Genomic DNA, 8,751 nt, shown 5'->3' with positions numbered 1-8,751 from the left:
CACTCCGACTATTGAATTATTTGTCGATCATCCGGGCATAAATCTTACAGCCTTATATGGTCCAGAGCATGGGATTCGTGGAGATGCGAAAGAAGGAGAGGGAGTCGAGTCTTCGATAGACCCTTTCACAAATCTTCCGGTTTACAGTCTATATGGTGATTCAAGGAAGCCTACAAAAGAGATGTTAGAATCTGTTGATGTAATTGTTTTTGATCTGCAGGATATTGGTTCGAGATACTTCACGTACATCTATACAATGGCGTATGTAATGGAAGCCTGTGGAGAGCAAGGAAAACAGTTTGTTGTATTGGATCGACCAAATCCGATTTCTGGTGACCGAATAGAAGGAAATCTTGTGGAAGAGGATGTTCGCTCCTTTGTTGGTTTGCTACCTATTCCGAATAGGCATGGGATGACTGTAGGGGAACTTGCGCAGTTATTTAAATATAAGTTTGGCTACAATTGTGATTTAACAGTTGTTCCAATGGAGGGATGGCATCGTGCTATGTACTTTGATGACACTCCTGTATTGTGGGTACCCCCTTCTCCAAATACTACTAACATTGATATGAATGTATTGTATCCTGGAACCTGTTTAATAGAAGGAACTAACTTATCTGAAGGGCGAGGCACTACAAGGCCCTTTGAATGGATTGGTGCTCCTTATGTGGATGGGCAAAGGCTTGCAAAGGCATTTAATGAGAAAAAGATAGAAGGAGTTATCGCAAGACCTATTTCTTTTAAGCCAACCTATCAAAAGCATATGAATGTTATTTGCAGTGGAATTCAGCTACATATTGTCGATCGTCACACATTAAATGCATGGGAAACTGGTCTGTTGCTTATAGAGACAATCGCAGAAATGTATCCAGATGACTTCTCATTTATAGAAAATGAGCAGAAGAAGTATTTCTTTGACTTGTTGGCTGGCTCTAAAAGCATAAGGGAAAGTATTTGGAATGGAACGACAAAAGAATATATAGAGAATTGTCAAGATTTAATAGAAGGCTTTCAAAAAGAAAAGAAAATATACGACATATATAACTAGGATGATTAAAATGAATGATTTATCTAATTTGAATAAACTGTCAACCGAACAGAGAAATAACCTTTCCATAAACATTGATCATATGTCTACTAAAAGCATTTTAGCAATGATTAATGAAGAGGATAAACGTGTCGCTGAATGTGTACAGGATGAAATAGATAATATTGAAAGGGCTGCAGAGGCTGTATTCAACTCATTGAAATCTGGTGGAAGACTATTTTATGTTGGAGCAGGAACAAGTGGGAGACTAGGTATTTTAGATGCGGTCGAATGTCCACCCACCTTTGGGACACCGTCTAATTTAGTGCAGGCTGTTATGGCAGGTGGACTTTCAGCTTTCGAAAAAGCGGTAGAGGGTGCCGAAGATAGTCCAGCGAAAGGTAAAGAGGATTTAAGAGAAAGAGCTTTGACTAGTTATGATGTTGTGATAGGAATAGCAGCGAGTGGAAGAACGCCATATGTAATTGGGGCATTAGAATACGCTAATGAGATTGGTGCACAAACAATCAGTTTAACTGCAAACAAAAATTCCTCCATCAGTGAGCATGCTACTATTAAAATTGAGGTAGAGACTGGACCAGAGGTAATTACGGGGTCTACGAGGATGAAAGCAGCTACTGCACATAAGCTCATTTTAAATATGATATCAACAACGGTTATGATTAAGCTAGGTAAGGTTTATGAAAACTTAATGGTAGATGTTTCCGTTAGCAATGAAAAGCTAAAAGAGCGAGCGAAGGGTATTATTCAAACGATTACTAACCGGTCATATAAAGAGGCAGAAGAGTTTTTAGAGCTTGCAAATAATGAAGTGAAACCTGCGATAGTAATGATGAAAGCTAATGTTAATTATGAAGAGGCAATAGATTATATTAAACAGGCAAACGGTTTTGTAAGAAAAGCTATAGAAATAGCGGACATGAAATTATAAGAGGAGGGAAAAGGATGAAGGAACATAAGAAGCTAATCTTGGACGATTTCAATAATGCCAATCTTAGTGACTATGAAACCAATCATTCCTTTGTCTCCTCCTATTATTTATCTTTAAACAAGGAACACGTCAAGCATGGAGAGTATAGCTTAGAGGTTAGCTTTAACTACGGAGGCTGGGTTAAAGGAAATGGAGCTATGTATATCAAGTTTAAAAAGAAGCTAGTGACAAAGCATATGCCAAAAAAACTGGCAGTGTGGGTCCATAGTGATGGAAAAACACCATGGCTACGAGCAACAATAATAGATGGAGATAATGAACGGAAGATAATTAACTTAACAAATGGAAATATTAGCTGGAATGGATGGAAATACTTAGATGTAGAGTTGGAGCAAAACTGGAAGCTTCCATTAAGGTTGGAGCAAATATATGCAGTAGAAACAAATTTGGTTAATCAAAAAGACTCCAGTATTAATGGAAAGTTCTATTTGGATCATATTACATTTGTATATGTAGATGATCAAGACTTAACGGGACCAATTTTTAATGACATATTACCTCAAAAGGAGAAGATATATAGAAATTCCTTTGTCTTTTCTGCAGTAGTGAGCGATGACATGTCAGGTGTAGATTTCGATACTTTAATCATGAAAATCAATAATACATTGGTTGTTCCTTCTGTTCGAGCGAATAAAATATCTTATCATGTAAAAGAACTTCAAGAGGGAAGTTGTAAAGTTAGCATCCAAGTAAAAGATTTGGCTGGTAATTGGTCGGTACCGCATCTAGAAAAAAATTATTTAATAGATTTAAGTGAAGATCATGAATGTCCAATTATATCTGATGTCACACCAACTGATTCCGCTGTTATTCATACAGCTACACCACGGATTGGCTTTCGACTTTGTGATGAACATAGTGGGATTGAAAAGAAAGATATAATTCTTACTATTAATAATGAAAAGCAAAAAGTGTTCTATGACGAAGAAACAGGCTGGGGATTTGCAATATCTAGTACTCATTTAATAGATGGTCCACATCAACTTTCTATTCATACAAAGGATCGAGCAGGAAATGAAATGGACCCATATCAGCAAAATTTTGTTGTTCAATCTATAAAAGGGCCGATAGACGAGGAAAACTTTATAGTAGGCATAATTCCAGATACACATACGCTGGAGCATGGAAATGCTGCTTTAGTACATTCATTGGAGAAAGCACCTGAGTTTATCATACATATGGGTGACTTTGTAGATCAAGGGACGGAAGAGGAATTTAAGTTAGCGAAGACATCTCTATTTTCGGATATAAAGAAACACATTCCCATATTAACGCTTGCTGGGAATCATGAAGCATTTCGAGGAAACTTAACACTATATCAGAGCTTTATGGGTTCACCATCCTATCATTTTACTTATGGGAAAGTACTGTTTATCATTTTAAACAGTGCTTTAGAGCAAAGTCTCACGCTTTCAGACTCAACCCAGTTAACCTACCTGAAGGAAGTATTATCTACCCATGAGCAAAAGCATATTGTAGTACTTACTCATGTACCTACTAGGGACCATTTCGGAACTGCACATGAAATGGTATATGAAGATTCCGTTCAATTAGTAGAAATCCTTAGAGAACACAAAAAAGAATTACCTTCTAGAGACATTGTAGTTTTATTTGGACATTTACATACGCAGGACCAATGGGAAGTTAGCGGTGTGAGATACATTATCACAGGCAATGCCTCACCAAAAAAATATGTGATGAAGCAGGAGAATAACATTGGTTACGGGCTACTCCATATACAATCTAACGGTATATATTATGAATACAAGCCTTTTAACTTACTACCTCAGTGACCTAGTCCAAATGAAGAGGTAGAGTTAAATAGCTATTTCAAGGAAGAAATGAGTGGATAAATTATGTCATCTGCCAACGGTGGACTAGTTATGCTAAATGAAATGGTGAATACATTGCCACCCTCTGAGAAGAAAATTGCAAGATATATATTAAATCATCCTCAAGAGGCAATTTCTTTAACTGCAGTCGAATTAGGGAAAAGAAGCTCAACTAGTGGGGCAGCAGTCATCAGGCTTTGCAAGTCATTAGATTTAAAAGGCTTACAAGATCTGAAGCTAAGAATTGCAGGAGATTTACAAAAGACAACAGAGCATGGTTTTAGGGATATAGAACCGAACGAACCGATTATGTCGATAATAGATAAGATGACAAACAATAGTATTAAAACGATTCGAGAAACGGCTGAAATGTTAAATACCGAAGAATTAGAAAAAGCTATTGACCTACTTAGAGTGGCCAATACAATCCATTTTGTTGGAGTAGGTGCTTCTAATATCATTGCACAAGATGCTCAACAAAAGTTTTTACGTATTAACAAGAACTCTTATGCCTTTCCAGATATGCATTTAGCAATGACACTCGTAGCTACTGCTGAAAAAGGGGATGTGGTTGTGGCAATTTCCTTTTCTGGAGAGACATCAGAAGTTGCTAGAGTTTTAGAGCTTGCTAAGGAAAAGGGTATCTCTATTATCAGTATTACGAAATATGGTAACTCTATCGTTTCTAAAATTGCAGACATTAAGCTATATACGTCTGCCACTAGAGAATCAACGTTTCGTAGTGGCGCTACCTCGTCTCGAATTGGACAGCTGCAAGTGGTGGATATTTTGTTCATGGGAGTTGCTTCTCTTCAATATGAAGAAACGGTTAAGTATTTAGATGCTACTCGAGATGCGGTCAATTTTCTATCAAAAGATTCAAAGAAATAATTTATTCATAAGCTGACTCTTCTATGAGTTGGCTTGTTTATTGTCAAAAGGGGTGTAGAGAATGTATGTATTAGGGATTGATGGCGGAGGAACGAAAACTACTGGAATCATTGCTACATCTAAAGGTGAAGTAGTAGCAAAAGCAACGGTTGGTGGAACTAATATTAATAGTACGGGCAAAATAGCTGTCCAATCAGAGCTGCAAAAGCTTATAAGGGAACTAAAAGAATTGGCACCACAAAATTTCTTACTAGTAAAGCGTGTATTTGCTGGTATGGCAGGAGCGGGCAATATAACCAATCAAGACACCTTAAAAGCAATACTACAACCTCTATTTTCCTCAGAGGTAAGTATTACTATAGACCATGATGCGATTACAGCACTTTATTCCGGGACAATAGGAAAACCAGGGGTAGTCCAAATTGCTGGAACTGGAGCAATTACATACGGTGTAAATGAAGCTTCCGATCGAGCGCGTGTAGGAGGATGGGGTCATCTGTTTGGAGATCAAGGTAGTGGATATGCCATTGGACGAGATGCATTAGAAGCTGCCTTTAAAGCGAGAGATGGTCTCATTGAACAAACATTATTGTCTGACCTACTTATCCAGCATTTCAATAAAGAACAATTACCGGATATTATTCCGGTTATTTATCAGGCAGAAAATCCGAAAAAGCTGATATCCTCTCTCACGGTGCTTGTTATGAAGGCGTTAGAACGTAATGATTTCATGGCCAAGCATATCATCGATCAGAATGGAACAGAGCTTGGATTGGCTATATCTGCTCTTGTAAAGCAGCTATTCAGCCAAGGGAATGATGTTATACGAGTTGTTTTAGTAGGTGGACTTTTTAATAGATATGACGTTTTGAAAGAATCAATCGAAAGAACGATTAAAAATGAAGGTATTCATGTGGATATAATCTTCCCTAAAATATTACCGGCAGGCGGGGCAGTAGTTGCTGCTCTTTTAGAAGAAAATATAGAAATAGATGAGTATTTTTTAGAAACATTTAATAGAACAAACTATGATAATTGAGGTGAAAAGCATGCAGTTGATAGAATGGCAGTTAGGTAGACTAGATGAATTGGTGAGTTTGTGGAATCAAGAGCTAGGAAGAGATTTTCCAATGCGAAAGGAGCTATTTGAACAAAATAGTTTTCAGGATGAAAATATTTGCTATGATGCTTCGCGAATAGCTGTAAATGAGGAAGGTCAAATAATCGGCTTTGTAGTAGGTAAAAGGTGGCAGGAAGAATTAGAGATACCGATGAAGGATAAAACAGGCTGGATTCAAGTAATTCTTGTTCATCATGAGTACCGTAACAAGGGAATCGGGTCTACTCTATTAAGACATGCAGAGCAGGCTTTTCAATTAGCTGGAATACAGGAAATATTATTAGGAAAAGACCCATGGCATTATTTCCCTGGTGTCCCGTTAGATAGCTATGAAAATTGGTTTGAAACACGAGGCTATCATTCTTTTGGAAAAGAGTTCGATATGCTCTGTAAATATGAGGGAGAGGTAGCGAAAGAATTACCTGCCCTACCTAATGTTGAATTTTCGATATTAAAGCATGAGGAAAAGGAGGCGTTCCTTGCATTTTTACATCGATGCTTCCCAGGGAGGTGGGAATACGAGGCTCATCAATATTTCCAAAAGGGTGGGAATGGCAGAGAGTTTGCCGTTCTTAAAAAAGAAAATAAGATTATTGGATTTTCAAGGATAAACGATAATAGCTCACCTTTAATCGCTCAAAACGTGTATTGGGCACCTCTATTCAGCCAAGAATTAGGGGGGATAGGACCGTTGGGAGTCGATTCCGTAGAACGCGGTAATGGCTACGGTATAGCAATCGTACAAGCTGCTATAGCTTTTCTAAGAAATAGAGACATTAAACATATTGTCATTGATTGGACAGGGCTTGTCGATTTTTATCGTAAATTAGATTATGAGGTTTGGAAAGGCTATACCTCTTATAGAAAAGTGCTCTAATATGCTTTTACTATTAATTTCTTTATAGGGAGAGATGTATTTGGAAGAGCAAACGAGCTATGTAGTTGGTCTTATGTCCGGAACATCACTTGATGGAGTAGATGCAGCTCTCATCAAAATGATTGATACTAATGACAATTTACAAATAGATTTGGTAACGTATTTGTCACTCCCTTACTCAAGGGAACTAAAACAAAAGCTTAGAGAAATTTGCACTCCTGAAATAGCAAAAATAGCAGACATTAGTAGCATGAATATGTATTTAGCAGAAATCTTCTCTGAAGCTACCTTATCTATTATTCAACAAGCAAATTTAACGCCGCAAGATATTTTACTTGTAAGCTCCCATGGTCAAACTATCTTTCACCAGCCGGCTTCAATTAACATTGAAGGAAGAGATATTACATCCACTCTACAAATAGGAGACATAGCAGTAATTGCTGAACGTACCGGTATTACAACTGTGGGTGATTTTAGGACTCGAGACATGGCTGTAGGTGGAGGGGGAGCTCCGTTAGTCCCTTATGCTGATCATATGCTTTATACGAATAAGAGTCATGGGAGAGTGCTCGTTAATATAGGAGGAATTGCTAACATAACTGTCCTTCCGAAAGGAGCTACAGCATCGGAGGTTATTGCATACGATACCGGCCCGGGAAATATGATCATTGATGCATTTGTCAATTGGGCAACAAATGGGAAGCATGACTATGATCGCGATGGAGCTATAGCAGCAAGCGGTAAGGTGAATGAAAAATGGCTAACTAAGCTACTTGCTTATCCGTTCTTCCATCAGAATTACCCAAAAAGCACCGGTAGAGAGATGTTTGGAACTCAATTTGCGAGAATACTGTGGGAGGAAGCTGAACATCTAGCTATTAGTCTGGAGGATCGGATTGCTACCATTACTGCATTAACTGCACGGACGATTGCTACAGAGATTTTAAAATTTATTGAATCTGCAGAGATAGAGGAAGTAATCGTTAGCGGCGGAGGGAGACATAATTTGACACTATTCAACAGCCTGCAAGTTTATATGTCCGATCGTGTTTCTGTAGTTGGAATGGAAGCATATGAAATAAGCGCAGATGCTAAAGAGGCGGTAATTTTCGCTTTATTAGGCTATCAATGCTTAAAGAAAAAAACAAATAACCTTCCTGCCGCTACCGGGGCTAAAAAAGCAGTTGTTATGGGCAAAATAGCTTGGGGAAATTTGATTGTGTAGGCTGATTGAGACAGCTAAAATATCAAAACTGCGTGTGTTAATGACGGATGATGACTTATCGCTCCCCCCGAGTAAACCGTCTGGCTAGTGCGAAAAATCAATTTTACTCTTTGATCTAATGTTTCTTTGCATCATAAGTCAACCCTAACCTTTTACATAGCCAAATTATAAATTCAATTCAATTCAATTCATTTTATGAATAGGAAAGACAGTAATTCCGATTTTATAGTTGACAACCCTATAAGGATTAAAGGATTATAAGTAATGAAGGTTATCTGATTAGGTAATAGTTTTGAAACCTTTACATAGCATATAGAAAAAAGTTTACTAGGAAAATAGGCGAGCTTACTTGTATATCAATAATGTTGAAAGTCTAGTCAGTTATGCTATAATATACAAGTTGTCAATATAATTAGTGAAAAACTGTCCTGTTAAGTTTCAAACTTTTAATATACAGGCTACTAAATTATTGTAATTTATTTATTGGAGGTAGAATAAATGTCAGTTAAATGGGAAAAACAAGAAGGAAATAATGGTCTTTTAACAGTTGAAGTTGCTGCTGATGGAGTAAACAAAGGTTTAGACCAAGCATTCAAGAAAGTGGTTAAACAAATTAATGCACCTGGTTTTCGTAAAGGGAAAATGCCACGTCAAATTTTCGAAAAAATGTACGGAGTTGAATCTTTATTCCAAGACGCATTAGATTTCATCCTTCCAGAAGCATACTCTTCAGCAGTTGAAGAAGCTGGAATCGATCCAGTAGATCG

At 37.5% G+C, this 8,751-nt stretch carries 8 protein-coding genes; all 8 read left to right on the top strand.

Annotation, left to right across the window (positions count from 1 at the left end; translation table 11 throughout):
• On the top strand, positions 1–1,048 hold a 1,048-nt coding region (locus tag AC06OU_RS00525; protein WP_475853377.1), incomplete at its 5' end, for an exo-beta-N-acetylmuramidase NamZ family protein.
• 10 nt (positions 1,049–1,058) lie between these two features.
• The gene (gene murQ / locus AC06OU_RS00520) at positions 1,059–1,979 is read left to right on the top strand and encodes an N-acetylmuramic acid 6-phosphate etherase (RefSeq protein WP_475853376.1); all 921 of its coding nucleotides are present in this window, start codon (positions 1,059–1,061) and stop codon (positions 1,977–1,979) included.
• A gap of 14 nt (positions 1,980–1,993) precedes the next feature.
• Complete coding sequence (locus AC06OU_RS00515; protein WP_475853375.1) at positions 1,994–3,832, top strand: metallophosphoesterase family protein; 1,839 nt, start codon at positions 1,994–1,996, stop codon at positions 3,830–3,832.
• A gap of 63 nt (positions 3,833–3,895) precedes the next feature.
• A complete protein-coding gene (locus tag AC06OU_RS00510) occupies positions 3,896–4,762 on the top strand; it encodes a MurR/RpiR family transcriptional regulator (RefSeq protein WP_251553447.1) in 867 nt (288 codons plus the stop codon).
• A 61-nt stretch (positions 4,763–4,823) separates the two neighbouring features.
• On the top strand, positions 4,824–5,801 hold the full coding sequence (locus tag AC06OU_RS00505) for an N-acetylglucosamine kinase (protein ID WP_475853373.1): 978 nt from the start codon (positions 4,824–4,826) through the stop codon (positions 5,799–5,801).
• Positions 5,802–5,811: 10 nt separating this feature from the next.
• A complete protein-coding gene (locus AC06OU_RS00500; protein ID WP_475853372.1) occupies positions 5,812–6,759 on the top strand; it encodes a GNAT family N-acetyltransferase in 948 nt (315 codons plus the stop codon).
• 40 nt (positions 6,760–6,799) lie between these two features.
• Positions 6,800–7,984 carry an anhydro-N-acetylmuramic acid kinase gene (locus AC06OU_RS00495; protein WP_475853371.1) on the top strand — a complete coding sequence of 395 codons (1,185 nt, stop codon included), beginning with the start codon at positions 6,800–6,802 and terminating at the stop codon, positions 7,982–7,984.
• Between the two features lie 498 nt (positions 7,985–8,482).
• Positions 8,483–8,751: trigger factor family protein (locus tag AC06OU_RS00490; RefSeq protein WP_475853370.1), on the top strand; the 269-nt coding region annotated here is incomplete at its 3' end.

The organism is Psychrobacillus sp. (assembly GCF_056205495.1).
Note: the sequence above shows the minus strand (reverse complement) of the source record. Positions and strands in the feature narration are given on the sequence as shown.

Excerpts from the sequence above, each read along its gene's own strand:
- murQ (WP_475853376.1), top strand. The coding sequence starts at position 1,059 with ATGAATGATTTATCTAATTTGAATAAACTGTCAACCGAACAGAGAAAT.
- AC06OU_RS00515 (WP_475853375.1), top strand. The coding sequence starts at position 1,994 with ATGAAGGAACATAAGAAGCTAATCTTGGACGATTTCAATAATGCCAAT.
- AC06OU_RS00510 (WP_251553447.1), top strand. The coding sequence starts at position 3,896 with ATGTCATCTGCCAACGGTGGACTAGTTATGCTAAATGAAATGGTGAAT.
- AC06OU_RS00505 (WP_475853373.1), top strand. The coding sequence starts at position 4,824 with ATGTATGTATTAGGGATTGATGGCGGAGGAACGAAAACTACTGGAATC.
- AC06OU_RS00500 (WP_475853372.1), top strand. The coding sequence starts at position 5,812 with ATGCAGTTGATAGAATGGCAGTTAGGTAGACTAGATGAATTGGTGAGT.